Origin of the sequence: Luteibacter sp. 9135 (assembly GCF_000745005.1) — a bacterium.
Classification (GTDB): domain Bacteria; phylum Pseudomonadota; class Gammaproteobacteria; order Xanthomonadales; family Rhodanobacteraceae; genus Luteibacter.
In genome coordinates this window covers 3,902,925-3,927,799 of the sequence record NZ_JQNB01000001.1, presented here as the reverse complement: position 1 = coordinate 3,927,799, position 24,875 = coordinate 3,902,925, and the positions used below count along the sequence as shown (strand labels likewise).

Here is a 24,875-nt window from a genome sequence, read left to right as displayed (position 1 = left end):
GCACGCAACACGTTCGCGCACGTGCGTGGGCTCCTACATCCGAGGGACCCATACCGTGAGGGGTAGATACCCGAGGGATAGATACGGCGAGCGTTGGATACCGAGAGGGTCAGATAAACCTCGCCAGCACCTCGGTGACCAGACGGTGATCCTCCAGCGAAGGCAGGCCGGAGGCGGTGATCGCGCCGATGACGCCGAGACCGCGCAGGCGCAGCGGGAAACCGCCGCCGTCGTGGGCGTGGTCGGCGGCGGACAGGCCGTAGCGTGCTTCCAGGGACTGGTTGGCCTTTGCCAGCTTCATGCCCACGGCCAGCGTGCTGGTGCCCAAGGCGAGCACGGTGTTTCGCTTGCGACGCACCCATTGCCCGTTGGCGACGTCGGTGCCGGGCAGGGCGGCGTGGAACAGCGTGCGATCGCGCAGGGCGATCTCGATGGCCACCTTGCCGGAGCGTCGCAGCGCCTCTTCGCGCAGCGCGCAACCGATATCCCAGGCCTGCGCGAGGGTCAGTGTGTCGAACTGCAGCCGCGCTTCTTCGGCGGCCAGTTCCTGGAGCGTCGGTTCGGTCACGTATCCCACCTCATGCATCAGCGTATGAGGTGGGATTCTAGCGTGGGGAAACTAGGCCTGGCCGGCCGTCTTGCCCTTGCGCGGCTTGGCCGGCTCGCGTGGAACCTCGGGCAGTGGCGCGCGGCGGGAGTGCGAATACACGTAGGAGACGAAGGCGGCGGACGAGCGGTCGGCCGGTGCTCCCTTGGGGAAGCGGTTGTCGGGTTTCACAGGAGGCATGACGGTCCAGAAGCGGCGGTGGGTCGCCCAGGCGAAATCACGCGCGAGGGGTGCCGCCCGGCGCGCCGGACGGTAACTGCACCATGCGCCTTCGATTGTTAGTTCGGTGTAAGGCGGCGCGGGAAACGATCTGCCGTATTCGCGCAATCGGGATTTTTCGCTGGGCTAGGCTAATCCCACCTCCACCGCCCAGAGACTGCCATGCGCTCAGCTTTTCGTTTGCTTCCGCTGTGTTTTGCCGCCGCATTGTCGGTCGTTGCCGCACCGGTATTCGCCCAGGGGCCCGCTTCCACCGGCCTGGGCCAGGCATGGCCCAATGCGTCGGATGTCAGTGCCAGTTCCGCCTACCATGTCTTTGTCTTCGAGCGGCTCGGCACGCGCTATGTCCAGGTCAACGATCTGCAAGGCAACGTGCGCGGCGCCTTCGCCTATGGCGGGAAGGAGATCATGGGCTTGCCGATCGGCCTGGACGCCACCCGCGTGGCAACACCCAGCGAGCGGTCGGCGATGCGTCCCACCGGTACGCGCACCGTCGTGTATCGCGACGACACGATCACGATAACCGTCGTGACCACCCCGGGCGGCATCATGTACCTGCAGGCCGTGCCTTCCGACTGCAAGAATCCGGCGGAGTGCTCAAGCACCTTCCAGTAAACCGGAACCGGAACCGGAAGCGGGGCGGCGGGCATCAGTCCGAGACCGCCGTCCCACGACCCGGGTTGCCGAAAGCCCTCGCCTGTCCGAGCCGGGCCATCCCGAGCCGGGCCATCTTGACCCGGGCAATGGGGATACCGATCAGCAAGGCGCCGGAGAGCACGAAGGCGAGCACGATCTGCGCATTGATCATCGGCGGGTCGAGCAGGGTCGTCGAGGTGGTGGCCAGGACCACGCTGGCCACCAGCCCCGCCAGCGCACCGCCTTGCCAGCCGAAGCGCAGCGTGAGGGCCAGCACGGGCAGTGCCACGCCCAGGCGCAGCGCCATCAACATGCCGCCCTGTGCATGGCCGGCCAGGAGGCCGACCGCCAGCATCAGCGACGCCGCCGCGGCGACCAGGGCGACCGTCGGCGCTCGCAGGCTACCTTGCAGCCATTTCTGGGATGCCGGCGCATCGACGGCCATCTTCAGTGCCAGGAACGACGGCGTGAGCGTCAGGGCGCCCAGGTACGAGCCCAAGAGGTAAGCGAAGAAGTAGGTGCTTGCGTCCAGCTCCGGCCAGGCGCCGGGGGCGGCCGCCAGCGCGGCGCGCAGGGCGAGGTCGTTCAGGCTGGCATTGAGCACCGCACACACCAATGTGGTGGCCAGGATCAGGCCGATGTTGAGCGAGCCGTCCGGGCGATGCAGGGCCAGCTTCCGGCGCACCAGTGCGACCACCGGCATGCATAGCGCGATGACGGGGATGCCCGTGATCATGGCCCAGTTCATGCCGAAGCGCGGGGCGAACAGCACGGCATGCTCGATGACCGGCAGCGTCTCGCCGAGCAGCAGCGCGGGCCAGTAGCGGCGCGGCACCAGCAGCAACGCGGACAGCTGAAGGCCGGACGAGAGGTTCCAGTGGGAAAACGAGACATGCTGCGTCAGCTCGTAACAGGCGGCATACGCCGCTGCGATGGCGATCAGTGCGCCCGTCGAGATCCGTTTCGGTTCCGCATCCTGCATGTTCGTCTCCTTACATGGTTCGCCCATGGCGTCGGCCTGCGAGCCTCGCCCCCGTTGGGTCGCCGTTGCCGCGACCTGTGCGGGCGATTGTGCGTGTGAAATGCTGTACGAACACATCGTGCGCCGTCAGTTTTTCAACGCTTGCCGTTTCCGCGCAGCGAACGGCCGCAAATGCCTGAGGTTCCAGGCGTGTGCCACCACGAGGGCGCTTGCGCCGCAGGCCACGCCCACGGGATGCATCCAACCGGCACCTAGGCCCGCGAAGTACCACGAGCCGAACAAGGCCAGGATGCCGACGGCCGCCAGTACGGCCGGGCCGACGCGTCGATGGTGCCAGGCGCCACGCGCCATCGCGAGCGCGCTAATGAGCGCACCCGTGCCCACGAACCACGGCTCGAGGCTGATCAGCCTCAGCAGCGCCATGGCCAGTGCCCGGTGCGGCGCATGGAATGAATACAGCGCCAGATAGAGCGATGGCACCGCGAACAGGATCAGGGGCAGGGCCAGGCAGTGGATGGCGCAGCCGATGGCCCAGAAGGATGCGAAGCGATCGAATGCGCGGGAGGGCTGGCGCGGTACAAGGCAGGTCATGTAACTTATGTTATAACATAACAGGTTGAGATGGCGTCATGAGTGAGCGGCAGTGGGATGGTGTATTGCGTTGCCGCGGGCTCCGTTTCGCGTGGCCGTCGTCGGATACGGTGCTGATGCTGGAGGATTTCGAGGTGGCGCGCGGGGAGCGGTTGTTCCTGTGCGGGCCCAGCGGAAGCGGCAAGAGCACGCTGCTCGGCCTGATCGCCGGTGTCCTCACGCCCAACGCGGGGGAGGTCGAGGTGCTGGGCACGCCGCTGTCGTCACTCGGCTCGTCGGCACGCGACCGCTTCCGGGCCGACCACCTCGGTTACATCTTCCAGCAGTTCAACCTGCTGCCGTTCCTGGACCCGATCGAGAACGTGCTGCTCGGCTGCGCGTGGTCGCGCACCCGCACGGCAAAGGCCGGCGCGGTGCGTTTCGAGGCGGCACGCCTGCTGGGCGCGCTGGGCCTGGACCAGCGCGCGCTCTCGCGACGCAAAACCGGCGAACTGAGCGTCGGGCAGCAGCAGCGTGTGGCGGCGGCGCGTGCGTTGATCGGCGGCCCTGAACTGGTGGTGGCGGACGAGCCGACCTCGGCACTGGATACCCAGGCCCGCGACACGTTCCTGGAGCTGCTGCTGAGCGAGTGCACGCGGCACGGCACAGGCGTGGTGTTCGTCAGCCACGACATGGCGCTGGCCACGCATTTCGATCGCGCGCTTGCCCTCGGCAACGCCCCTTCCCACCAGATGGTCGCCTGATGAACATCCTTCGCCTTACGTTGAAAAGCCTGCGCCAGCGTCGCGCAGGCGTGGCGCTCACGGTGCTCACCATCGCGCTGAGTGTGTTCCTGCTACTGGGTGTGGAGCGGGTACGTACCGATGCACGGCAGGGATTCGCCAGCACCGTGTCCGGTACCGACCTGCTGGTGGGCGCGCGGTCGGGTCCGGTCAACCTGTTGCTGTACGCCGTGTTCCATGTCGGCGAGGCCACCAACAACATCACCTGGAAAACGTACCAGGACATCCGCGCCATGCCCGAGGTGGCCTGGACGGTGCCGCTGTCGCTGGGCGATTCGCACCGTGGCTACCGGGTGACCGGCACCACTACCGATTTCTTCGTGCACTACCGCTATGGCGCGCGCAAACCGCTGGTGTTCGCATCCGGCCATCCGTTCAATGACCTGTACGACGCGGTGATCGGTGCGGAAGTGGCCCGCCGTCTGCATTACGCGGTCGGCGACTCGATCGTGCTGGCGCACGGCTTGGGCGGCCCCGCCACCGCGATGCACTCCGATAAGCCGTTCCGTATCGCCGGCGTGCTCGCACCCACCGGCACGCCCGTGGACGCGACCATCGCGGTCAGCCTGGAAGCCATCGAGGCGATCCACGTGGACTGGCGCTCTGGCGTGCGCCTGCCTGGCATGGCCTCCAGCGCCGAGCAGGCCCGCCACATGGATCTGACCCCGCGTGCGATCACCGCCTGCCTGGTGGGGCTGCACTCTCGGCTGTCCGCCTTCGCCGTGCAGCGTGCCCTGAACGAGTACCCCGACGAAGCCCTGCTGGCGGTGTTGCCCGGCGTGGCGCTGGGTGAACTGTGGCACCTGTTGGGCACGGCGGAAAACGCGCTGCGCCTGGTCAGCGCCATGGTGGTGCTGGTCGGCATGTGCGGCATGCTCACGGCGTTACTCGGCATGCTCAACGAACGTCGCCGCGAGATGGCCGTGCTGCGCGCGGTCGGTGCCTCCACTCGCACCGTCTTCGCGCTGCTGGTGGCCGAAAGCACGCTGCTGACCCTGGCCGGCATGCTGGCCGGTTGCCTGCTGCTGTTCGTCGCCACGGGCCTGGCGCACGACTACGTGCTGGCCAACGCCGGCCTGGTGCTGGACGCCACGCCCGCGCCGCAGGAGGGATGGTTGCTGCTGGGCGTGCTGGTGCTCGGCTCGCTGTCCGGCTGTATACCCGGGTGGATCGCTTACCGCCGTTCGCTGGCCGATGGCCTGCAGGTGCGCCTGTGATCGCGCGCGCGTGCGGCCTGGCGATCGCCGTGCTGTTGCTGACCGCGGCGTGCTCGCGCGGTGCCGATGACGCCGCATCGACGCCGGCCGGTGCAGCCACCTCGGCCCTGGCCCAGGCACAGGCCGCCGCGGACCAGGGCCGTCGGGAACGCGCGAAAGCGGGCGCCGAAGGTGTCGCCGCCGCCAATGCCTACGCCACCGCCCATGGTGTGGCGAAGGCGAGCGCACCGCCCGGCGCGGGCCTGCTCGGTCCTGTCGACGAAAACGGCTTCGCCGACCTCGACTGGAGCAAGATGGTGCCTCCGGAGGATTTCAAGGCGCTGGAAGACGCGCCACCCGTGCTGCACGTCGGCAACCAGCGGATGAAGCAGGTGGGCACGCTGCATACCGTGGCGGCGCTGGAAGGCAAGAAGATCCGCCTGCCCGGCTACGTGGTGCCGCTGGAGTCGGACGACGACGGCAAGATGGTCGAGTTCTTCTTCGTGCCGTTCTATGGCGCGTGCATCCACGTGCCGCCCCCGCCGCCGAACATGCTGGTGCACGTGCGCCTGAGCAAGGGCATCGACACGCCCAGCCTGTACGACCCGGTCACCCTAAAGGGGGTCATGCGCACGCAGGTGACGCAGAACGCCATGGCCTCGTCCGCGTACACGATGGAGGACGCCACCCTCGAGCCGTACCGCAACGATGACGACGAGCGCCTGCGACGCGCGTTCGAATGACGTCGCTTCGCCGCGGTCGCGTGTGGATGCTGGTGGCGGGCATCATGGCCACGGCGCTGGCCATGCTGCTGTCCTGGCAGGCGGACGAGCGGGGGACGGGCGAGCGGACACCACCGGCCACGACGGTCGAACAGTCGTCCGCGATCCCGGCACCGCCCGATCCGCCGATGCCTCCGCCCGCGATCATCGCCCGCGGCACGGGGACGGAACAGCTGGGGCCACTGCTGCAGGCGAACGCGGCGTTCGCCAACGACACGATCTTCCTCGTCGTCGCCTCGTTGCGCTCACGGTGCCAGCCTGCGCATGCGCACGAGCTGGCCGCCATGGCGGCCCAGGCGCGGTTGCCGATGCTCGCGGGCGTCACGGAAGCGATCGGCACGCAGCCGACAGGGCGCACCCACCTGCTGGCGGCGGTGCGTGACGTGTCCGGTCGTGCGCCGTGCAGCGGGCCGTTCGACCTGACCATCGGCGACTTTACCCAGCGGCTGGATATGGAGCGCTATGCCGCCGCCTTTCCTGACAGCTATTTCGATCCGTCGATGGACGTGACACCGCAGGAATTCACGAACCGTCCCCTGGCCGACCGCGCGCGCGACGAATGTGGCAAGGTGGCCTACGCCGTCCTGCCGCTGGATGCGCCGCGCGCATGGCAATGCACGGGCCTGCGTGCCCAGGGCCGCGAGCGCGTGCGTTCGCTGTGCGCGAAGGCCGGCGAGGCGGAGGTCGCCGCCGTACAGATCCGCGATGCGGTGGGCCGCATGCCCGCCACGTGCCAGTAGTTCCCCACCAACCAGGACCCACCTTCTTGAAAGCTCTCCCGACGCTCCGCTACTCCCTGCTGGCCGTGGCCTTGTCGATCGCGCTTGCCGCTCCCGCCATCGCCGGCGATACACCGCCGGCCAAGGGCACGTACGCGGCGCTGCCGAGCGAAACACCGGCCTCGTTCAAGCCGGTGCATGACGCCTTCGATTACGACTCGCGCGACGTGATGATACCCATGCGCGACGGCGTGAAGCTGCACACCGTGATCCTGGTGCCGCGGGGCGCCACGCATGCGGGCATCCTGTTCACGCGCACGCCCTACGACGCGACCGAGATGACCAGTGCGGTGGAGAGCGGACACCTGGGCGTGGCGGTCAGCCACGATGACGACGCCAGCGATGTGCTGGTGCAGGACGGCTATATCCGCGTCGTGCAGGATATCCGCGGCAAGTACGGCTCCGAAGGCGATTACGTGATGAACCGCCCCCTGCGCGGTCCGCTCAATCCCACGCCGGTGGACGACTCCACCGATGCCTACGACACCATCGACTGGCTGGTGAAGCATGTGCCGGAAAGCAACGGGCGCGTCGCCATCCTGGGTATCTCCTACGACGGGTTCGAGCCGTTGATGGCCCTCGTGCATCCGCATCCCGCGCTCAAGGCCGCGGTGCCGATGAACCCGATGGTGGACGGCTGGATGGGCGACGACTGGTTCCACCACGGCGCCTTCCGCCAGCAGAATCTCGAATACATCTACGAGCAGACCGCATCGCGCAAGAACGCACACAAGTGGTGGTCCAACTACGCCGACGATTACCAGTTCTTCCTGGAGGGCGTCTCCGCCGGCGCGATCGCGAAGCAATACGGCATGGAGCAGCTCGGTTTCTGGAACAAGCTGGCCGCCCATCCTGCGTACGATACGTTCTGGTCCGGGCAGGCGGTAGACAAGGCGCTGGCCCGCGAGCCCGTGGCCGTGCCGACCATGCTGGTCGCCAGCCTGTGGGACCAGGAAGACATCTACGGCGCGTTCGCCGTGTACAAGGCGATGAAGCCGCACGACGACGCGCACAAGCTGTTCCTCGTCGCCGGGCCGTGGTTCCACGGGCAGGAAGTGGGTGACGGCTCGAGCCTGGGTGCCGTGCGCTTCGGCTCCGACACGGGTCTGTATTTCCGCCAGAAGATCCTGCGGCCGTTCCTGGCGCAGTACCTGAAGGACGGCCCGGCCAGCACCGCGCCGGTCAACGCCTATGTCACCGGCGACAACCGCTGGGAAACCGGGCCGTCGTGGCCGATGGACGGCAAGGGCGCCGCGACGCCCACCCGCCTGCGTCCCGGCGTGAACGGGTCGCTGGTGCTCGGCGGCAGTGCGGGCGAACCCGCGGGCACGGCGCAGTACGTCTCCGATCCTGCGCATCCGGTGCCGTACCGCCCGCGGCCCGTCGGCACGATGTCCGGCACGGGCTGGCAGCACTGGCTGACCAGCGACCAGCGCAATGCGTCGTCGCGCCCCGATGTGCTGACCTTCACCACACCCGTGCTCACGGCGCCCGTGCGCATCAGCGGCGAGCCTAAGGTGCACCTGGTGGCCAGCACCACCGGCACCGACAGCGACTGGGTGGTGAAGCTGATCGACGTCTATCCGGACCAGGTGGCGGCGCAGCCGGAGATGGGTGGTTACCAGCTGGGCATCGCCATGGACATCTTCCGTGGCCGCTACCGCGAAGGCTTCACCGTCGGCAAGGCGATCACGCCGAACGTGCCGCTGGCCTACGATTTCAGCCTGCCCAATGCCAACCACGCGTTCCTGCCTGGCCACCGCATCATGGTGCAGGTGCAGTCCAGCTGGTTCCCGCTGTACGACCGCAATCCGCAGACCTTCGTGCCCAACATCCTGTTCGCGCAGCCAGCGGATTACCGCACGGCCACGCAGACCGTGTCGCTGGGCGGTGCGGACGGCACGTATATCGAGCTGCCGGTGGTGGGTCACTGACACCGACTCAACGCCGGACGTTGCGGCCATCCGGTGCCGCTACCGCACGTGGTTTCAGTGACGTGCGGTCGCGGCAACTATGTGGGCTTTTTCAGGGGTGGTCAGCACGCCTCGCCGTTGGCGTTGCATGGAAGCAGGCGCAGAGAACGCCACTCGCGCACGAGTTGTCGGCGGTTGCGCGGATAACGCTCGGTGAGCACGCTGGCTTCGGCCATGTCATGCAGTGAGATCACGCGGTATACGCTGTCGAGTTCACACCAGGCGGCGATATAGCGCTTGCCGTCGATGAAGGCCAGCATGATCGGCCAGACCACTTGTGGTGTCTTCGGTGCATTGTCCACGGACAGTACGATGCGTAGCTTGCACTGGTCGCGCAACGCGCGGCGCAGGGCGCCCAGTTCGATGGCGGCGGTCGGCTTCTCGCGCACACCGACATAGAAGGCGTCGTCGTCGACACGGGGCCGCGCCTGGGCGGGTAGTACGGCGGTGATCTTGGCCAGGGCATTTCGCATGGCGGCGGTGAGCGCGTCGTCCGACTGACGGCTGACCCATTGTCCGCCGATCACCAGCGCCTGGATTTCCTCGTCCGTGAACGACAAGGGCGGGAGCAGGAAGCCCGGCTTCATGACGTAGCCAATGCCGGGCTCGCCCATGATATCGGCGCCCATGTCCTGGAGCGTGGCGATATCCCGGCGGATCGTTCGCAACGAGACGCCCATTTCATTCGCCAGCACTTCGCCGGCCACCGCCATGCGGTGGCGACGAAGTACCTGCATCAGGTCGAACAGGCGATGGCTTCTGGCCATGATCATTCCATCGCGACGACACCCTTGCCGCCGAGCCTGCGGCCTTTCTCCAGCTCGGTGATCAGGCGGATCGCGTTGTCGAGGGAAACGGTTTCCCCCACCCGGATGCGGAAGCGGCCTTGACTGGCGGCTTCGGCAATGGCGTCGAGGATATCAGCGCGAGGCGATGCGATGACCGGTTTCAGTCGACGATCCACCAGCGCGCGAAGGAACGTCGGCACTTTCGGGTTCAGGTCCATTAGCACGCCGCCGGGCCGAAGCATCGCCATGCCCGTGGACACGGAGAGCACCGCGGCGGCGTCCAGCACCGCGTCGAAGCCACCGGGAATATCGGCCGGTCGTGTCTTCCGGTAGTCGTAGACCTCGCGGAGGCCGAGCGCGGTCATGCGCGCGATGTCGCCGGCCCCGCAGCTACCCGATACGGCGACGCCGGCCACACGCGCCAGTTGTGCCACCGCTTCGCCGATCGCGCCCCCGCAGCCGGTGACGAACATATGCGCCCCGGGTCGCAACGCCGTTTTTCCCAGCAACACGTTCCAGGCGGTGATGCCGGGCGTGCCAAGGCAGGCCGCCTCATCGAACGACAGGTTGTGCGGTTTCCGGGCCAGGAAGTCGCTCCGGGTCACCACCGACTGCGCCAGGGCGCCGCTCTCCTTGAATCGGGCCAGCCCGAAGACCGCATCGCCCGGCGCGAAACGCGTGACGCCGTGTCCAACGGCGATCACGGTCCCCGACAGGTCCATGCCCAGTGCCCTCGGAAATCGCTTGCCGGTGACCATTTTCACTTCACCGTTGCGCTGTTTCCAGTCGATGGGGTTTATCGCCGCGAAGGCGACCTTGACCGCGACTTCGCCCGCGCCCGGTGTAGGCAGGTCGAAGTCGGCGAGGTACATGTTTTCCGGACCGCCGTAGCTGTCGTATTGGATTCTCTGCATGGGATCGCACGCACGCCATCGGGGAGGTGGCGGTCAACCTAGCGGCCCTTGGTGACAGTTATTGGCACCATCCTCGCAGCGCGCGCCTACCCCGAAAAATAAGCGTTTCGTCGATGGTCGACCACATCCGAGGTCTCGACCATGTCTTGCAGGCATCTGCCGGGACAAGCAGAGGGGACTTGCGGGTCGTTCACTCGACTCGGTGGTGGCGTTCATGGCTGCGATTTGCGCGACTTGCGTCACAAGAATCGTTTGCCGATTAGTCATACTTCGTAGCTAATTGCGTGTTTTTCGTCGGTCAATCGACGCTAGGGCCATTCGCATTCAAGCATCTATGATTGGACTAGCGACGCATTAAGTTTGTGGCGAGTATGTCGAAGATACTTGCGACTTGCTGACCCACACTCCAGAGGATTACGTTGCTTCTGGCAGGGGATGCAAACGCAAGGAATGGTTCGATGAAAATTCGCGTCCAAGTAGCGGTCGGTATGGCGCTCGCGTGCGTACTCACGTCACCCGTGTTTTCGATGCAGACACCGACGCATATCCAACCCAACCTGCTTCCGACGTGCGGGGACGGCGGAGATACAAACCCTTGGGGGGACCTTAAACACGCATCGCCCCGCGGCTTAAGCGCAAAAATATTGACCACTAAGTCATCAAAAGTAGCAGGAGTCGGGTCCGCTGCGCTGGTCATCGGAACTACTCCGGAGGCTATCCATAAGAACTTTGCGTCGGTTATCGAGGCAAACTTCGCTAACGGGCCCACCGAAACACTTCTCGGTCGACTATCGGACAAGGAGCTCGTCGCACTAGCCCGCCACTATCAGGACGTCGCCGGTACGCAATCCACTCCACTACTCAAAACGCTTGCAAGCCGTGTAAGCGACGAAGGCATGATTCGCGTAGCGCGAGCTTTCGATCAACAGGCAGTGCGTACGGCTGTGATTAACTACGCACCAGCCTCGGTGAGGGAATCATTTACCAACCGCATGGATGTTGTTCAGACGCCCCTTTTAGCTTCGGACATAAGAGCTGGGGGCATTTCCAAGATGGGCACAAGCCCTGCGCCGACGGTGGATATGACGCTCAATGAAATTTATCTCGACTATCGGACCGCGCCGGTGGGCAGTCTCAGTCCCGCAGGCGCACTGGCCGAGACGGCGATGTTTGCGGGAGGGCGACTGACAGCGGCTGCCGGAGCTGGTTACGAACTTGGTACGCAAATCAATGGACTGATCGACGAGTATGATCCGGACTTGGGCGATGCAATCGGAGGCACCATTGACGGCACTGTGACCGCATATCACGATGCAGTGAGTGAAATTGAGCAGGGTCACTATCAGTCCGCCTGGGACGACATGTTCGGCTTCGCGATTACCAATAGCGGCAACCCTAGCGGCGACTGGGATGTGTCTTCCCCTATGGAAGATTATTACGAAAGTGGCGGCGGTTGTGGCTGGTAGCGGAGGAGTGGCAAAAGATGGCAATGCCAAATAAGGTGCCACGTAAACAGCAAGTCTATGCTGCGTGCCTGGCGGTCATAGGCGTGATGGGAGTATGTCTTAAGCCGAACTATGCCAGTGCCCTTGGCATGTGCGGACTCTTCTTGCTCGCTTGGCGAGAGGCATTTGTGCCGTCTCCTTCCTCTCGACTGCGGATCAGCGAGATACATGGCGAATACGTAACCGGTAACTTCGGGACGTCGAGTACAGTAAAAGCCGTGACGATCGCAGGGATTTTGCTCATCTGCGTATCGATCGGTTTCGCCATTGCGGGTGCCGGCTGACATAGCGTTGTTCTAATGTCATTAGGTTGAAGACGTGAGGATTGCGACGCTGGATAATGCGTGATTATCCAGCGCTTCCTCGACTAAGCACCGTTTTGACTTGAACTGGTCGGCCTTAATCGCTGTTTAACCCAAGCCTGCATCCTCCCATCTTGCAGCTGCATGCTGGACTGATTGGTCGAAGTCCGATCTGCTTCTGCGTTGCGAAGCCGTGATGTAAGCGTTCGCCCAGAAGGGCGCCAGGGCATGATGTGCTCCTAGACTGAAAAAAATCAGCGTTTCGCCGATGGGCGACCACCGCGTGGTTGCCGACGATGGCTTGCCGGCATGTGCCGGGACAAGCGAGGCGAAAGACATGTCCGACAAGCTGATAGACGTCTACCTGGGTTTCATGGACGAAGAGGTCAATACGGTACTCAACGGGTTGCTCGACCGTGAGGTGAAGAAGGCCGACGCCACGACACGGCGGCCGGTGATCCTGGTCGAACGTGGTGAGGTCAGTCCCGACGGTCCGATCCTCGAATGGCCGCTGAGCCGTTACGCCGCGCGCGTGCGCCATATCGCGTACGCGCACGCGGAGGCGCTGCAGGGTGAAGGCCCGACGGGTGAGAACGCCCGTGTGGAAAGCATCCTGGCGCGCGCCATGTCCGTCTTCCTGGAGCGTGACGACGTGGGAGATGCGCAGCTGAGGGCGAGCAACATCGACGTGTTGCGCCGGATCGACGTGCATGCGCTGGCGACCATGACCAGCCCGGCGAAGCTGAAGGTTCCGCTCGCCGGGCGAGGGCCGTGCCTGTCCGTCGTGCGCTTCGACGTGGGTGAGGAGAAGAACAACCAGCCGCCCATCGTCGTCGTCCGCTCGCCGGAAATGGGCCTGCAGCCGAACCTGATGTCGCCGTACATCGAATTCATCTTCATGATGATCGGCACCCTTTCCAGCCAGCTGGCGCGTATCGCCGATCCGGGTGCGAAAAATGACTGGCCGGTGAGGATCAGCTGCTTCGGCGCCCAGGGCGGTGCCACCGCCGCGAACAACCCCGGCTCGCTGTCGCCGTTGTGTGCCAGTCTCTACGTCGGCTACGACTACGCCACCGGCGTGCGGGTTCCCTCTGTTGCCTTGTGCAGCCAGGGCGGGATCTATCGCTTCGGCTTGCCGGGACTGGTCGAAGGCGCGTCCCTCAACGACTACTTCATTGCGGAATGCGAAAACCTGAAGGTCAGCGCGGTCGAGGTGGATCGGGCGTACACCCGCAAGGAGGAAGCCGGTATCGCCGTGGGGCAGACCCTTAAATCGGTGATCGCGACCCTGGTGACCAACTACGCCGTCGGCAGCGCGGTCAAACCGGAAGTCAGTGGTACCTCGCCGTGGTTCATCTCGCTGGCGCAGAAACAGGCGTTCGCCAAAGTCGGTGTTACCGGCTGCAACATGGAGGACTACTGGGTGCTGAAGTCCATGCGGGAGTGCAAGCTCAAAGGTGCGATCAGGGACCCGCGGTCGTCGTCGCTGTATCCCACGCTGGCGCAGGGCTTCCTGACCCGGGTCAATGCCGACCCGCTGAAGATCGAGCCCGAGGTGGATCTCGCTTTCCAGGGCGACGTGAAACGCAAGCTGCTGACGCGCGACGGCTACGTCAGCCTGTTGCTGTGGGGGTTGCTCGGCCTGCCGCTGGACGGCGATGGCGACAACGGCATGCCGTCGGTCGCCCGCTGGTCGTTTTCCGGTGATGTGGTGTTCGCCGACGGCACCGCCGGGGCCAGCAGGTTCAGTCGCCACCTCTACGGCATGCGGCTCAACGGCGGCCGGGACGTGGTCGTGCCCGATCCGTTCTTCGTCGAGATCGCAACCGACCTGCTCAACGAATGCAGCACGGTGGTGGCACGACCGGGTAACGTCTTTCTGGCCGAGCCTCCCGCACGTATCCCGCCCGCGGATGTGCTCGTCGAGCTGGCTGGGGCGGCGGTAAAAGCGTTGGCTGCATGGAAAGACGCCAGGCAGACGCCGACGGCCGAGGTCAAGAAAGCCCTGGCCACCTTCGTCGACGTGCTCGCCATGCGCTGCGGTTTCGCCATCGGTGATACGGGCATGAAGGTATGGCTGCGGCCCAACAAGTGGGAGGGGGTGAAGGCGACCGCGATCCAGGACATGCCGGAAGGCACAGCGTTTGCCCATGCCGCCGTGGACCGCGCGTTCTACAAGGCATCCAACGTCATTGCCCTGCGCGACCGCACGGCACGTGTATTGCGCGACTGATCGCGCACACAAGGGGAGGGCGCCCGGCCGAGTCCGGGCGCTCGGCGACCGGCGTTAGCGCCCGGGAAAACGTTCGCCGCGGCGAAGGCGTATCGGCCCATGCGCAATATCGGCAGGATCGAGCGTGCTTTTTCCCTGGGTGACGATGATGACGCCGTGGCGGGCGAGCTCGGCGGCGACCTCGCGCACGGAGGGCATCAGGGCCCGCCAGGTCGTTTCGTCGTCGGCCAGTGCGCGGGCCACGTCCGAGGGGCAGATCGACGCCTCGGACGAACGGCGGGACAGCATATCCATGATCGAGGCAGCAATGTCCATCGCATCACAGTAGATGCATAGCGGTGACGAAGATGTCGTTGCGATCCGACCACCCGGTGTCCACACGAACCGGGGCATGTTTGGGAAGTCAACCAAGCAGAGGTCAGCCATGGTCAGCAAGAAGAATCCTTCGTCCACGTCGTCGCAAGACGCACGGGGTAACGGGGACGAGCTCCACCAACATGCCGGCGGTTCGCATCCGCCCCTGACCACTAACCAGGGTCTGACGGTCGGCGACGACCAGAACTCGTTGAAGGTCGGGCAGCGCGGCCCGGTGCTGCTGGAGGATTTCATCCTCCGCGAGAAGATCACCCATTTCGACCACGAGCGCATTCCCGAGCGCATCGTGCACGCCCGTGGATCGGGCGCCCACGGTTTCTTCGAACTCACCGCCTCGCTGGCGGAGTACACCACCGCACGCGTGCTCACCGAAGTGGGGGAGAAAACGCCCCTGTTTACCCGGTTCTCGACCGTGGCCGGTGGTGCCGGCTCGGTCGATACGCCGCGTGACGTCCGCGGTTTCGCCGTGAAGCTGTACACGAAGGAAGGCAACTGGGACCTGGTGGGTAACAACATCCCGGTGTTCTTCATCCAGGATGCGATCAAGTTTCCCGATCTCATCCATGCGGTGAAGATGGAGCCGGACCGTGGTTTCCCCCAGGCGGCCAGTGCCCACGATACGTTCTGGGACTTCATCTCGCTCACTCCGGAGTCGCTGCACATGATCATGTGGGCGATGTCGGATCGGACGATCCCGCGGTCGCTGCGCATGATCGAGGGCTTCGGCATCCATTCGTTCCGCCTGGTCAACGCTGAAGGCAAGAGCACCTTCGTGAAGTTCCATTGGCGGCCGAAGCTGGGCTTGCAGTCCACAGTGTGGGATGAAGCTGTGAAGCTGGCGGGCGCCGATCCCGATTTCCATCGGCGCGACCTGTTCGAGGCGATCCAGGCCGGCAACTTCCCGGAGTGGGAACTGGGCGTACAGCTGTTCACCGAGGAAGAGGCCGATGCCTTCCCATTCGACCACCTCGACGCGACCAAGCTGATCCCCGAGGAAACCGTGCCGCTGAAGATCATCGGCCGGATGGTGCTCGATCGCTGGCCCGACAATTTCTTCGCCGAGACCGAGCAGGTGGCCTTCTGCCCGTCGCACCTGGTGCCCGGCATCGATTTCAGCAACGATCCGCTGTTGCAGGGTCGCCTGTTCTCGTACCTGGATACGCAGCTGTCGCGTCTGGGCTCGCCCAATTTCCACCAGCTGCCGATCAACGCACCCAAGTGCCCGTTCGCCAACCACCAGCGCGACGGTCACATGCAGCACCAGGTGCCCAAGGGCCGCGTCGCCTATGGCCCCAGCTCGCTTCAGGGCGACACGCCGCAGGAGGACCCGGCGCGCGGCTTCCGTTCGGCGGTCATCGAGGAATCGGGCGTCCGCGGCCGGATCAGGGCCGAGACCTTTGCCGACCACTACAGCCAGGCCCGCCTGTTCTACATCAGCCAGACGGCATACGAGCAGGCGCATATCGCTTCGGCCCTCGTGTTCGAACTGTCCAAGGTCGAGACGCTGCACATCCGCGACGCGATGGTGGGCCATCTTCGCCACATCGACGAATCGCTGGCCAAGCGTGTGGCCGACGGGCTTGCGCTGGACAAGCTGCCGCCAGCACCGCCGGCTCGGGTCGGCGTCGTCGAGATGCCCGCTTCGCCGGCTCTGCAGATCATCGGCAAGATGAAGAAAACGCTGGAAGGCCGCGTGGTAGGCGTCCTGGTCAACGATGGTTCCGACACGAAGGTCGTGGCCGCCGTGACGAAGGCGGCCGAGAAGGCCGGCGCGACGGTCAAGGTGGTTGCACCGAAAGTCGGTGGCGCTAAGTTGTCCGACGGCAAGAAACTCGCCGCCGATGGTCAGCTGGCGGGTACGCCTTCGATCAACTTCGATGCGGTGGCTATCGTGCTCAGCGCGGAAGGCGCTGCCCAGCTGGTGAACGAGGCCGCCGCCGTGGACTTCGTGCGCGATGCGTTTGGACACCTCAAGGCCATCGCGCTGGACGAGGGCGGACGCATCCTGTTCAAGGCGGCTGGCTTGAAGCCGGATGAAGGTGTGATGGCTGCCAGTGATGCAGCGGGCTTCGTCGAGGGTGCCAAGGGTCGCTTCTTTGCCCGTGAAGCGAAGGTGCGCATGTTGGCTTGATGGCCAGGGCGGCGTGTAGGCTGCCCGATCAGGGATGACTGGAAAGGCTCGCCGTTATGGGCGAGCCTTTTTTGTTCGAAGCCGATGCAGGCGCCGTGGCGCTCGCACGGTGTGGCGACGATGCGTCTCCTACGTCGGAGTCCGCCGCAGCGTTTCCACCAGATCCAAAAGGGCCCGACGCGACACCGGCTTCTGCAGGAACGGCAGCGACGAAAAAGGCCGGGGTACATCGGCGTGGACGTGGCCCGAGACGAACGCCACGGCGACGTCCTTGGCGATCAACGTGGTGGCGACACCGAGCGAATCTCCGCCGTGGATATCGATGTCGAGCAGCGCGACATCCGGGCGGGCGGCGAGGATGGCGTCGAGCGCCTCCGGTTCCGATCCGACCGCCCGGCAGACCAGCATCCCGGCGTCTTCAAGCACCATCTTGTATGCCGCCGCCACCGAGTCGTCGTCTTCGACGAGCAGGCAGGTGGTGCGGTCCGATAGATCGTTTTGCATGATGTCAGGTCCGCCGTAGGAAGGCTCGACCTTGGGGGAGGCGGTGTGGAAGCGGTGTGTGACACATGTCGTTTCGAGTCATGCATACGGGGTCGCATGAACTTGCGGGCGCCGATCAAGAAGCTTGCCCGCGACCCTGGCCGTTCCTGAACAGCGGTAGGCCGATGGTGCCCCGGCTGCTTCAGTTCGGCCCGGATCGGCCGATACGGAGAGACCCCCTCCCTGGAGCACACCATGGCAGCGAGCCCCGTGAATCGGGCACTGTCATGGCGTTATGAGCCATGCTCGATGACGATGGAAAGAAGGAACTGAGCATGTCATCCCACTCGGACGTCTTCGCCAGCAGGCCCGCATACGGGACCTGCGGCTTGGCCCTGCCCGATGGCGATGCGCATGAAGTCGCCCGGCTGGAAGCCTTGCGCAGCCTCAATATCTGGGATGCCCCGAGCACCCCGGAACTCGATCGCATCACGGCCCTGGTGGCGGAAGCCTTCGCCATGCCGACGGTGCTGGTGTCGTTCGTGGGCCGCGAGGCGCAGCGCTTCGTCTCGTCGGTCGGCATCGATGTCGGCGGCACCGAGCGGGAGGCCTCCATCTGCTCGGTGGCGATCGAACAGCGCGAGGTGTTCGTCGTCGAAGACCTGAGCCAGGATGCGCGGTTCATGCACAACCGCCTGGTCTGCGACCATCCGGGGTTCCGTTTCTATGCGGGTGTGCCCCTGGTCACCTCCTCCGGCCATGCGGTGGGTACCCTGTGCGCCCTCGACGTGGTGCCGCGTCGTTTCGATGCGGCCGCACGCCAGCGCCTGGCCTCGTTCGCCGCCCTGGTGCTCGACCAGATCGCACTGCGCCAGATGGTGGGGCGGCGCGATCCCGTCACCGGGCTGCTGAATCGCCAGCAGTTCTATGTGGACATGGCCGCCATTACCGCGCGTGGCTTTGAAGGCCATCGCCAGCTGGCGATGGTGGACGTCATGGACCTGCCGCTGGCGCACCAACTGGCGCAAGCGGTCGGCCTGGGCCCGGTCGAGGCCGTCATCCGCCAGGTTGCGTTGCGTCTGGGCGACATCGTCCGGCCCCATGCGGAGTTCTATCACGTCGCCGTGTCACGTTTCGCCTTCCTGGTGCCCCCGCTCGACGCCGCGGGCGTGGCCGCGCTTCTGGACGCGGTGTCGTCCGACGTGGCCCGCCCCGTGAGTGCGGAAGGCGTGCCGTTGCAGCCGATCTGTCACGGTGGACTGGTGACGTTCGACCAAGCCGGCGCCCCGGATGCCCTGCGCCGTGCCCTGGCCGCCACGCAGGATGCCATCGACGGCCGTTCGACCTGGTGCACCTACGATCTGGCGAAGGACGCGCGCATGCGCCGACAGTATCGCCTGGCCGCGGATGCCTCCACCGGCCTGGAGCGAGGCGAGTTCCACCTCGTCTACCAGCCGCGGGTCCAGATGGACACCGGGCGATGCTACGGCGGCGAGGCGCTCGTACGCTGGCAGCACCCCGAGCTGGGTGACGTATCGCCCGGCGAGTTCATCCCGATCATGGCCCGTACCTCCACCATGCGCGCCCTGACCGACTGGGTGATCGAGCACGCCTGCCGGCAACTCGCCGCGTGGCTGGTGTCGGGGCTGGACCTGACGCTGTCGGTCAACGTCACGGCGGCCGACTTCGTGGATGGCGGCCTACCGGAGCGTATCCTCGCCTGCTGTATGCGGCATGGCGTGGCACCGTCCCGTCTCGAAGTCGAGATCACCGAGGGCGAATGGCTCGAGGGAAGCCAGGCCGTCTGCAATCAACTGGCCGTGCTGCGCACTTCCGGTGTCCGCATCGCCATCGACGACTTCGGCGTCGGGTACAGCAATTTCTCCTATCTCTTCACCCTTCCGTTCGACACGCTGAAGCTCGATCAGTCGCTGATTCGCGGGTTCCTGCACAACCCCCGGCAGCTGGCCATGTTGCGCGGCATCGTGCGGTTGTGCGGCCAGCTGGATCTGGATGTCGTGGCGGAAGGGGTGGAGACGAACGAAGAACACGCCGGACTGCTCGCCCTCGGCTGCACACGGGCCCAGGGTTACTTCTACGCCACGCCGCTCTCGCCGGGGGCCTTTGCCGATGCCGCATACGCACAGGTCGCGTTGACACGGTAAGGGGTGGAATTCGGTTACCGTGTGCGCTGCGCCAGGTGCCGGTCCTGCCCCCGGCGACCCGCCCGGTGCCTGGCACGCGGTTGCCGCAACCTTCGAGTGCCGGATTGAGGGCGCTTTCGGGCCCTTACTCTCATACGGCTCTTGTGCATGGCGCTGACACGCATTTCCACGGGTACGACCGGCCTGGACACCATCCTCAAGGGTGGCCTGCCCGCCAATCGCCTCTATCTGCTCGAAGGGCAGCCCGGCTCCGGCAAGACCACCCTGTCGCTGAAGTACCTGCTCGAGGGCGCGGCCGAGGGCGAGAGCTGCCTTTACGTCACGCTGTCCGAAACGGCGGACGAACTCCACGAGGTGGCCGAGTCGCACGGCTGGTCGCTGGACTCCCTTTACCTGTTCGAGCTTGCCTCCGCCGAGGCGGTGCTGGGTGACGGACGTCAGCAATCCATTTTGCACCCCTGGGAGATGGAGCTCGATGGCACGGTGCGGTTGATCCAGGCCGAGGTGGAACGCGTCAAGCCCACCCGCATCGTCTTCGATTCGCTTTCCGAACTGCGCCTTCTGGCCCAGGATCCGCTTCGTTACCGGCGGCAGGTGCTGGCCCTCAAGCAGTTCTTCGCGCCACGCAACATCACGGTGTTCCTGGTCGACGACCTTACGGGGGAGGGCGGTGAACGGGATGCGCACCTGCACAGCCTCTGCCACGGCGTGATATCGCTGGAACGGCTGACCCTCGACTTCGGCGCCGCGCGTCGGCGCATGCAGGTGCAGAAGCTGCGCGGAGTCAATTTCATCGCCGGCTACCACGATCTGGCCATCTGCACCGGCGGCATGGAGATCTATCCGCGCCTGGTCGCGTCCGAGCACAACGCGCCGTTCGTCGGTGAGCCCGTGCCCAGCGGTGTCGCCGGCCTGGACGAACTGCTCGGCGGCGGCCCGCTGCGTGGCACCAGCACGCTGCTGACCGGCCCCGCCGGCAGCGGCAAGACCAACGTGGCGCTGCAATACGTCTCCGCCGCGTGCCAGCGTGGCGAGCACTGTTGCGTCTTCGAATTCGACGAGCGCACGGGTACGTTGCTGACGCGCGCCGACGCGCTCGGCTTCGACCTGCGCCCACACATCGCCAGCGGCCTGCTGGACCTGCGCCAGATGGACCCGGCGGAGATCTCGCCCGGCGAGTTTGCGTGGACGGTGCGCCGGGCCGTGGAAGAAGACGACTGCCGCATGCTGGTGATCGACAGCCTCAACGGCTACCTGTCGTCCATGCCGCAGGAAAAACAGCTGATGTTACAGATGCATGAGCTGCTGTCGTTCCTCAACCAGAGCGGCGTCACCACCTTCCTGGTCAATCCGCAGCATGGCCTGGTCGGCACGATGTCCACCGGCAACCTCAACGTCAGCTACATGGCCGACACCGTGATCCTGTTCCGTTTCTTCGAGGCGCAGGGCCGGATACGCAAGGCGCTGTCGGTGATCAAGAATCGCAGCGGCGCGCACGAAGACACCATTCGCGAGCTGCGCATCGATCGCTCGGGCCTGCGGCTCAGCGCACCGCTGGATGAATTCAGGGGCGTGCTGACCGGCACCCCGGAGTTTGTCGGCAACAACGGGCCGTTGCTGGAAGAGTCCGGTGCAGGACAGTAAGAACGTCCTGCTGCTGGCCCCCTACGGCAGGGATGCGGACAGCCTCGCCGCCATCGTGCAGGAACTGGGTTACCGCGCCGAGATATTCAGGTCGATGGCGGCGCTGGCCGCCCGCCTGGACGACACCACGGGCGTCGTCGTCCTGACCGAGGAAGCCATCGGGGCGACGGGTGGCCTGCTGGCCGATGCACTGCGTCGGCAGGAACCCTGGTCGGATATCCCGTTCGTGCTGTTGCGCGCGCCCCGGTCGCCCGGCCTGGGCGGGCGCACCGCGTTGCCGGAGGAGGTGCTCAACGTCATCGAGCTGGAGCGGCCACTCAGCGCGTCCGTGCTGGCCAGTGCCGTCACCGCCGGCCAGCGCTCGCGACAGAAGCAGTTCGTCATCCGCGACCAGGTGCTCCGCCTGGAAGTGAGCCAGGCGGCCCTGGCCGCCAGCGAAGCCGAGTTGCGACTGATCGCCGACGCGCTGCCGGTGCTGATCGCCTTCATCGACACCGCGCTGGTGTATCGCTTCGCCAACCTGGCCTACGAAGACTGGTTCGGCATGCCCATCGCCCACATCATCGGGCGCAAGGTCGGTGAGGTGATGGGGCCGCAGGCCTGGCACGAACGCGTTGAAGCGATGGGCGTGGCCCTGTCCGGACGACCCGTGCGCATGGAGTTGAGCTGGCCCCACCGGGACGGCCGGCGGCGTGACGCGGAAATTCGTTACCTGCCGCGTTTCGCGGCGGACGGCACGGTCGACGGTTTCCACGTCTTCGCCACCGATGTGACCGTGCGCAAGGTAGCTCTGGAGGCGACCCAGCAGCAGGCCGCCGTGCTCGAGGCACGCGTGGCCGAACGCACCGCCGAACTGGAACAACAGATGGCCGCCCGCGAAAGCAGCGAGGCGGCACTGCGCCAGGCGCAGAAGATGGAGGCGGTGGGGCAGTTGACCGGGGGCATCGCCCACGACTTCAACAACATGCTCACCGGTATCCTTGCCGCGATGGACCTCATGCGCATGCGTATCGACGAGGGGCGCTTCGACAACCTCGACCGGTTCATGAGCGTGGCCACCACCTCGGCCCAGCGTGCCGCGGGGCTGACCCAACGGTTGCTCGCGTTCTCGCGGCGCCAGTCGCTCGACCCGCGGGCCGTGGAGGTCAACGCCATGGTCCGCTCGGTGGAAGACCTGCTGACGCGGACGCTGGGCGAGCGTGTTCGCCTGCGTACCGACCTCCACGAGGGGCTGCCATCGGCACTGGTCGATACCAACCAGCTGGAAAGCGCGCTGCTCAACCTCGCGATCAACGCCCGGGACGCCATGCCCGACGGCGGCGAGCTTCGCATCGCCACCGCGCTGGCGCACCTGGCGGGGGAACCGTCCGGCGCGGCCGCATCGAGCGGTCCGTATGTCCGCCTGTCGGTCGGCGATACGGGCGTCGGCATGGATGGCGACGTGTTGTCACGCGTGTTCGAACCGTTCTACACCACCAAGCCGCTGGGGCAGGGCACCGGGCTGGGCATGTCGATGATCTACGGCTTCATCCAGCAGTCCGAGGGTCACATCCGCATCGACTCGACGCCGGGGCAGGGCACCACGGTCGAGCTCTACCTGCCGCTGGCAGCCGAAGGCGAAGGCGCGCCCCTTGCCGAGGCCGATGGCGTGGTGGTGGGTGGTCACGGCCAGCGCATCGTGCTGGTCGAGGACGATGCCCAGGTCCGCGTACTCACCTCGGAACTGCTGACGGAGCTGGGCTACCACGTGGACGCGGCCGAGACGGCGGATGGCGCGCTCGGCATCCTCGCCTCGCTGCAGCCGGTGGACCTGCTGGTCACCGACGTCGGCCTGCCCGGGCTCAACGGCCGCCAGCTGGCGGAGATCGTGAGGCAGACGCGGCCCGCGTTGCCGATCCTGTTCATGACCGGCTACGCCGAAGGCGCGGCCGTGCGCTCGGAGTTCCTCGAGGCCGGCATGACGATGATCGCCAAGCCGTTCAACGTCGACGTCTTCAGCCAGACCGTGGGACGCATCCTGGCGGAAGGCGGAAACGCGCCGTCCGATGGCCTGTCATGAAACTTATATGTCATTGAAATATAAGTTTAATATGCGATAAATCGCTCAAGGGCAGGGGTTCGGTGCCGATAGGCAGGCACCCCCCCCCATTCGTCGAGCGCATCATGTCTTCCGCCGCTTTTCGCTTGCCTACGCTCACCCTGCGCGCGCGTCTGTTGCTGCGCCTGGCCGGCACCATCCTCCTTCTGCTTGCCCTCTGGATCGTCGGTGGCGTGCAGTTGCGCACGGCCGATGCGCGTCTGCAGTCCGTCGTCGGCGATACCCTGGCTCCCGTGGCGGACGTCGGCCATATCCAGAACGACTACAACGACCTGCTCGACGCCGTGGTGCATGCCACGCTGATGCGGCTGCCCTCGGCGGTCGACGATGCCATGACCGCCATCGGCAGCAACCGCCACGACATCGACCGGCAGTGGGCGTCGCTGACCGCCAGCGGGCTGGGCAAGAGCCAGGCGAAGCTGGTGGCCCTCGCAGCGGAACATCGCAAGGCGGCCGACAAGGCGATCGACGATGTGGTGGCGCTGCTGAAGGCCGAGCAATTCGACCTGGCCCAGTTGCAGTTGTCCAACGATGTGCAGTCGGCCGTCGGCCCCCTGAAAAGCGACTTCTCGAATCTCTTCGCGCTGGCCCTGGACAATGGCAAGACGGCGGCGGCCGCCCAGCACGCGGATATAGCGCGCGGCGGTGTGTTCTCGGCGATGTTGCTGGGCCTCTCGCTGCTGATCGCCAGCGCGATGGATATCGCGATCATCCGCGCGCTGGGTCGCCGACTCGGCCAGGCCGCCGAGGTCGCCGCATCGATCGCCGGCGGCACCCTCGGCACACCCATCGACGTGGGCCGGGACGACGAGATTGGTGCCTTGTTGACCTCGCTCGCGGCCATGGACGCCCAGCTCGGCAACGTGGTGACCCAGGTACGCGATCGCGCCGGCCATGTCGCGCAGGCCGCCTCCGGTATCGCCGACGGCAATGAGGCACTCAACGCGCAGACGCGTGCGCAGTCGGCCCATGTGGACCTGACCACGGCGTCCATGTCCGACATGGCGCAAGCGGTGACCCAGGGCATCGAGCACGCCACGGCGGCCAACCGCGCCGTGGTGGACGCGCGCAGCATGACCGACGAGGGCCATCGCGTGGCGCTGGCCGCGGTGGGCAACATGCGTGACATCCAGCGCGCCGGCGAACGCATGGGCGAGATGCTGGACCTGGTCGACCAGATCGCGTTCCAGACCAACATGCTGGCGCTCAACGCCGCCGTGGAGGCTGCGCGGGCCGGCGAGCACGGGCGCGGTTTCGGGGTGGTCGCCGCAGAGGTGCGTGCCCTGGCGCAGCGATGCGCATCGGCGGCCGGCGATATCCGTGGCCTGATCGCCGCGAGCGACGACGCCGTGCAGGCGGGCGTGGCCTCCGTGGATCGCGCGGGCGAGGTGCTACACGGCATCGCGGAGCGCGTGGCGTTGCTCAGTGGCCTGGTCGCCTCCGTCATGGACGTGACGCGTGGACAGAGCGAGGGCATCGCACGCATCGACGGCGCCATACGCGGTATCGAACAGACCACGCGCGATAATGCCGTCCTGGTCGAGCACGCCACGTCCGCCAGTCATGCCATGCGCGAGAGTGCGGACATCCTTCGCCGCGAGGTCGCGTATTTCGTGCTGGAAAACGAGGCGGCGTGATGCGTCATGTAACGCGCGTTACATGAGTTTTTGGCAACAGGCCCGGCATAAGA

General features: G+C 65.8%; 21 protein-coding genes. 13 read left to right on the top strand and 8 right to left on the bottom strand.

Annotated features, from left to right (window positions below):
* Positions 1 to 109: 109 nt before the first annotated feature.
* Positions 110 to 568 (bottom strand): heme-degrading domain-containing protein, encoded by a 459-nt coding sequence (locus FA89_RS16485; RefSeq protein ID WP_221174335.1) that lies wholly within the window; start codon positions 566 to 568, stop codon positions 110 to 112.
* Between the two features lie 51 nt (positions 569 to 619).
* Positions 620 to 787, bottom strand: a complete 168-nt coding sequence (locus FA89_RS20365) for a hypothetical protein (RefSeq protein ID WP_185754437.1) — start codon at positions 785 to 787, stop codon at positions 620 to 622.
* Between the two features lie 201 nt (positions 788 to 988).
* Between FA89_RS20365 and FA89_RS16480 the strand changes: the two genes are divergently transcribed.
* A complete protein-coding gene (locus FA89_RS16480; RefSeq protein ID WP_051938894.1) occupies positions 989 to 1,441 on the top strand; it encodes a hypothetical protein in 453 nt (150 codons plus the stop codon).
* A gap of 34 nt (positions 1,442 to 1,475) precedes the next feature.
* Here FA89_RS16480 and FA89_RS16475 read toward each other — a convergent pair whose 3' ends face one another.
* Both FA89_RS16475 and FA89_RS19420 read right to left on the bottom strand, forming a co-directional pair.
* Positions 1,476 to 2,444: an MASE1 domain-containing protein gene (locus FA89_RS16475; protein ID WP_036142320.1), complete on the bottom strand. Its 969-nt coding sequence runs from the start codon at positions 2,442 to 2,444 to the stop codon at positions 1,476 to 1,478.
* A 126-nt stretch (positions 2,445 to 2,570) separates the two neighbouring features.
* Positions 2,571 to 3,035, bottom strand: coding sequence for a MerC domain-containing protein (locus FA89_RS19420; RefSeq protein ID WP_051938893.1), 465 nt, complete (start codon positions 3,033 to 3,035; stop codon positions 2,571 to 2,573).
* A gap of 116 nt (positions 3,036 to 3,151) precedes the next feature.
* Here FA89_RS19420 and FA89_RS16465 point away from each other — a divergent pair, with 116 nt between their 5' ends.
* The 5 genes from FA89_RS16465 to FA89_RS16445 are packed head-to-tail and all read left to right on the top strand — an operon-like array spanning position 3,152 to position 8,508.
* Positions 3,152 to 3,778 carry an ABC transporter ATP-binding protein gene (locus FA89_RS16465; protein WP_441295051.1) on the top strand — a complete coding sequence of 209 codons (627 nt, stop codon included), beginning with the start codon at positions 3,152 to 3,154 and terminating at the stop codon, positions 3,776 to 3,778.
* A gap of 5 nt (positions 3,779 to 3,783) precedes the next feature.
* Entirely contained in the window at positions 3,784 to 5,034 is a 1,251-nt protein-coding gene (locus FA89_RS16460) for an ABC transporter permease (protein WP_369931348.1), read from the top strand.
* Complete coding sequence (locus FA89_RS19415; protein WP_051938892.1) at positions 5,031 to 5,756, top strand: DUF3299 domain-containing protein; 726 nt, start codon at positions 5,031 to 5,033, stop codon at positions 5,754 to 5,756. The genes FA89_RS16460 and FA89_RS19415 overlap by 4 nt, the downstream gene beginning before the upstream one ends.
* Positions 5,753 to 6,535 carry a hypothetical protein gene (locus FA89_RS20715; protein WP_051938891.1) on the top strand — a complete coding sequence of 261 codons (783 nt, stop codon included), beginning with the start codon at positions 5,753 to 5,755 and terminating at the stop codon, positions 6,533 to 6,535. The genes FA89_RS19415 and FA89_RS20715 overlap by 4 nt, the downstream gene beginning before the upstream one ends.
* Before the next feature lie 26 nt (positions 6,536 to 6,561).
* Positions 6,562 to 8,508 (top strand): CocE/NonD family hydrolase, encoded by a 1,947-nt coding sequence (locus tag FA89_RS16445; protein WP_240003920.1) that lies wholly within the window; start codon positions 6,562 to 6,564, stop codon positions 8,506 to 8,508.
* Between the two features lie 101 nt (positions 8,509 to 8,609).
* Here the strand turns inward: FA89_RS16445 and FA89_RS16440 are convergent, their stop codons facing one another.
* Entirely contained in the window at positions 8,610 to 9,314 is a 705-nt protein-coding gene (locus FA89_RS16440; RefSeq protein WP_036142313.1) for a helix-turn-helix transcriptional regulator, read from the bottom strand.
* A gap of 2 nt (positions 9,315 to 9,316) precedes the next feature.
* Positions 9,317 to 10,249 (bottom strand): NAD(P)-dependent alcohol dehydrogenase, encoded by a 933-nt coding sequence (locus FA89_RS16435; RefSeq protein ID WP_036142311.1) that lies wholly within the window; start codon positions 10,247 to 10,249, stop codon positions 9,317 to 9,319.
* Between the two features lie 458 nt (positions 10,250 to 10,707).
* Between FA89_RS16435 and FA89_RS20360 the strand changes: the two genes are divergently transcribed.
* Entirely contained in the window at positions 10,708 to 11,715 is a 1,008-nt protein-coding gene (locus FA89_RS20360) for a hypothetical protein (protein WP_185754436.1), read from the top strand.
* Between the two features lie 678 nt (positions 11,716 to 12,393).
* Positions 12,394 to 14,289, top strand: a complete 1,896-nt coding sequence (locus tag FA89_RS16425; protein WP_036142304.1) for a hypothetical protein — start codon at positions 12,394 to 12,396, stop codon at positions 14,287 to 14,289.
* Positions 14,290 to 14,343: 54 nt separating this feature from the next.
* Here FA89_RS16425 and FA89_RS16420 read toward each other — a convergent pair whose 3' ends face one another.
* Complete coding sequence (locus FA89_RS16420; RefSeq protein ID WP_441295050.1) at positions 14,344 to 14,715, bottom strand: DUF3253 domain-containing protein; 372 nt, start codon at positions 14,713 to 14,715, stop codon at positions 14,344 to 14,346.
* Between FA89_RS16420 and FA89_RS16415 the strand changes: the two genes are divergently transcribed.
* Complete coding sequence (locus tag FA89_RS16415) at positions 14,714 to 16,795, top strand: catalase (RefSeq protein ID WP_036142293.1); 2,082 nt, start codon at positions 14,714 to 14,716, stop codon at positions 16,793 to 16,795. The two genes, FA89_RS16420 and FA89_RS16415, sit on opposite strands and share 2 nt — an antisense overlap.
* 129 nt (positions 16,796 to 16,924) lie before the next feature.
* On the opposite strand, the gene FA89_RS16410 is transcribed toward FA89_RS16415, so the two are convergent.
* A complete protein-coding gene (locus FA89_RS16410; RefSeq protein ID WP_036142292.1) occupies positions 16,925 to 17,299 on the bottom strand; it encodes a response regulator in 375 nt (124 codons plus the stop codon).
* 314 nt (positions 17,300 to 17,613) lie between these two features.
* On the opposite strand from FA89_RS16410, the gene FA89_RS16405 reads away from it, so the two are divergent.
* The 4 genes from FA89_RS16405 to FA89_RS16390 all read left to right on the top strand — a co-directional run bounded on the left by FA89_RS16405 (position 17,614) and on the right by FA89_RS16390 (position 24,822).
* Positions 17,614 to 19,443, top strand: coding sequence for a putative bifunctional diguanylate cyclase/phosphodiesterase (locus tag FA89_RS16405; RefSeq protein ID WP_185754435.1), 1,830 nt, complete (start codon positions 17,614 to 17,616; stop codon positions 19,441 to 19,443).
* A 147-nt stretch (positions 19,444 to 19,590) separates the two neighbouring features.
* Complete coding sequence (locus FA89_RS16400) at positions 19,591 to 21,087, top strand: ATPase domain-containing protein (protein WP_036142290.1); 1,497 nt, start codon at positions 19,591 to 19,593, stop codon at positions 21,085 to 21,087.
* Positions 21,074 to 23,146, top strand: a complete 2,073-nt coding sequence (locus FA89_RS16395) for a hybrid sensor histidine kinase/response regulator (RefSeq protein ID WP_051938889.1) — start codon at positions 21,074 to 21,076, stop codon at positions 23,144 to 23,146. The genes FA89_RS16400 and FA89_RS16395 overlap by 14 nt, the downstream gene beginning before the upstream one ends.
* Positions 23,147 to 23,250: 104 nt before the next feature.
* On the top strand, positions 23,251 to 24,822 hold the full coding sequence (locus FA89_RS16390) for a methyl-accepting chemotaxis protein (RefSeq protein WP_051938888.1): 1,572 nt from the start codon (positions 23,251 to 23,253) through the stop codon (positions 24,820 to 24,822).
* The last annotated feature ends 53 nt before the right edge of the window (positions 24,823 to 24,875 follow it).

Coding starts and splice junctions, on each gene's coding strand:
- FA89_RS16425 (WP_036142304.1), top strand. CDS start 12,394: ATGTCCGACAAGCTGATAGACGTCTACCTGGGTTTCATGGACGAAGAG.
- FA89_RS16390 (WP_051938888.1), top strand. CDS start 23,251: ATGTCTTCCGCCGCTTTTCGCTTGCCTACGCTCACCCTGCGCGCGCGT.
- FA89_RS19420 (WP_051938893.1), bottom strand. CDS start 3,035: ATGACCTGCCTTGTACCGCGCCAGCCCTCCCGCGCATTCGATCGCTTC.
- FA89_RS16405 (WP_185754435.1), top strand. CDS start 17,614: ATGTCATCCCACTCGGACGTCTTCGCCAGCAGGCCCGCATACGGGACC.
- FA89_RS16475 (WP_036142320.1), bottom strand. CDS start 2,444: ATGCAGGATGCGGAACCGAAACGGATCTCGACGGGCGCACTGATCGCC.
- FA89_RS16465 (WP_441295051.1), top strand. CDS start 3,152: ATGCTGGAGGATTTCGAGGTGGCGCGCGGGGAGCGGTTGTTCCTGTGC.
- FA89_RS16410 (WP_036142292.1), bottom strand. CDS start 17,299: ATGCAAAACGATCTATCGGACCGCACCACCTGCCTGCTCGTCGAAGAC.
- FA89_RS16420 (WP_441295050.1), bottom strand. CDS start 14,715: ATGGCTGACCTCTGCTTGGTTGACTTCCCAAACATGCCCCGGTTCGTG.
- FA89_RS16415 (WP_036142293.1), top strand. CDS start 14,714: ATGGTCAGCAAGAAGAATCCTTCGTCCACGTCGTCGCAAGACGCACGG.
- FA89_RS20360 (WP_185754436.1), top strand. CDS start 10,708: ATGAAAATTCGCGTCCAAGTAGCGGTCGGTATGGCGCTCGCGTGCGTA.
- FA89_RS20365 (WP_185754437.1), bottom strand. CDS start 787: ATGCCTCCTGTGAAACCCGACAACCGCTTCCCCAAGGGAGCACCGGCC.
- FA89_RS16435 (WP_036142311.1), bottom strand. CDS start 10,249: ATGCAGAGAATCCAATACGACAGCTACGGCGGTCCGGAAAACATGTAC.
- FA89_RS16440 (WP_036142313.1), bottom strand. CDS start 9,314: ATGGCCAGAAGCCATCGCCTGTTCGACCTGATGCAGGTACTTCGTCGC.
- FA89_RS20715 (WP_051938891.1), top strand. CDS start 5,753: ATGACGTCGCTTCGCCGCGGTCGCGTGTGGATGCTGGTGGCGGGCATC.
- FA89_RS16400 (WP_036142290.1), top strand. CDS start 19,591: ATGGCGCTGACACGCATTTCCACGGGTACGACCGGCCTGGACACCATC.
- FA89_RS16480 (WP_051938894.1), top strand. CDS start 989: ATGCGCTCAGCTTTTCGTTTGCTTCCGCTGTGTTTTGCCGCCGCATTG.